General features: G+C 61.1%; 2 protein-coding genes. Both read left to right on the top strand.

The features are described from left to right. Positions 1-385 (top strand): malonyl-CoA decarboxylase domain-containing protein (locus AC1D00_RS39135; protein ID WP_477014361.1); only part of this gene is annotated, 385 nt, incomplete at its 5' end. A gap of 42 nt (positions 386-427) precedes the next feature. Then, positions 428-1,573, top strand: a complete 1,146-nt coding sequence (locus tag AC1D00_RS39130; protein ID WP_477014360.1) for a DUF418 domain-containing protein — start codon at positions 428-430, stop codon at positions 1,571-1,573. Positions 1,574-1,898 lie beyond the last annotated feature (325 nt).

The raw sequence follows: 1,898 nt of genomic DNA, 5'->3' as shown, positions 1-1,898 counted from the left end.
GGACCGCGAGGTGCTGAAGCGCCTCGACGATCCCAAATGGTTCGAGAACCCCGAGACGACCGCGCTGCTACGCGCCGTGATCGAGCCGCTCGCGGCCTATTACTTCCTGAAGGCGCGCACGCCGAAGGGCAAGCTGATCGATTCCGTCGCCCGCTTCCATCTCGGCAACGGCGCACGGCTCGAGCGCATCAACTGGCTCGGCGACCTCTCGCCGAAGGGCGTGCGCGAGTCGGCCGGCGTGATGGTCAACTATCTCTACCGCCTCGACGACATCGAGAAGAACCACGAAGCCTACGCCAATGACGGCGAGGTCGTGGCCTCGAGCGCGGTGAAGAAGCTCTTGAAGGGCGAAGGCCGGCGGCTGCTGGACATGCGGTTGTCGTAAGAGGACGAAATACGCCAAGGCGCAATTGGAATTCATACCGCAATGACTTCCGATGGCGCCGCATCTCCCCGGCCAACAAATGCTACGGAGCGAATTGACGCTATCGACGTGTTGCGCGGCGTCGCCCTGTTCGGCGTCATGGCCATCAACCTCGTCATGGAATTTCGCATTTCAATCTTCGAGCAATTTCTTGGCCCGAAGACGCTCGCCTCGCCGGTCGATCGYGCCATCGAAACGATCCTGACACAGGCCGTCGAACTCAAGGCGTTTGCGCTGTTTTCGCTGCTGTTCGGCGCAGGCCTTGCCATTCAATTCGATCGGCTGACAAACAGCGAGCGCCGCATTTCGCTCCTCATGCGCCGGCTCGCTGTGCTGCTGGTGTTCGGCGTCATTCACCTATGCCTGATCTGGAACGGCGACATCCTCACCGAATATGCTTTGGCGGGGTTCATCGTGCTGCCGTTCCTGTCTGGTCCGCGCTGGCTACTGACGCTCTCCGCGCTGGCGTTTCTGGCGCTGTACCTGGCAATGCAGGCCTTTCCGCCGGCTGGATTGTTTCCCAGCAGGGCTGCGATCTGGCGGGACGTCATGGATGCAAATCGCATTTATGCGACGGGCGGCCTCCTCGACGTATTAGCGTTCCGTCTCCGCGAAATTCCTCTCATCGCGTCCCTGCACGCGTTCGTCTTTTTGCGCACGATCGGGCTGTTTCTTGTCGGAGCGCTCGCGTGGCGCAGCGGAATTTTGCAGAATGTCCGTGGCCTGCTCGTCATCGCGCCCCTCTGCATCGGTTTTGGCGCCGCGTTGATCTATACCGGCAGGGAGCCACTTGGCACCATCCTGCTGGCGCTGGGCTATGGCGCCGCCATTCTTGGCATCGCCAGTTTCGAGCACGGCAAGAGGCTGCTTGGCTGGGCCGCGCCGTTGGGCCGAATGGCTTTCACCAACTACGTCGCACAATCCCTTATCTTCGGCTGGATATTTTACGGCTACGGCCTTGGTCTGTTCGGGCGGCTTGGCATCACCCAGGCCCTCGCCATCGGCATCACCGTCTACGCTGGGCAGGTCCTGTTCAGCGCATGGTGGCTGCGCCACTACCGATACGGCCCGATCGAATGGCTATGGCGCACGCTGATGTATGGTGTACGGCAGCCGATGGCGGCGACACAGGTGGCGGTGGTGGGGTGACGACCCATCTCTCGCCACCGTCATCGCGAGGAGCCCTYGCGACGAAGCAATCMAGRCTGCCTTCGCCGAAAGATTCTGGATTGCTTCGCTKCGCTCGCAATGACGGAGAACGTTGCGACAGCTGAGGTCATYWCGGCCTACGGATCAAGGCTCYGACATAAGAGACACTGCTCTSTCCACCGTCATTGCGAGGAGCYCTYGCGACGAAGCAATCCAGGCTGCCKYCGCYRARAGAYTCTGGATTGCTTCGCTRCGCTCGCAATGACGGWGAACGTTGCGACAGCTGAGGTCATCACGGCCTACGGATCAAGGCTCCGACATAAGA

It is taken from the genome of Bradyrhizobium sp. P2_E8, assembly GCF_056403875.1.
The sequence above is the reverse complement of the archived record's forward strand: the minus strand, read 5'-3'. Positions and strand labels throughout refer to the sequence as shown.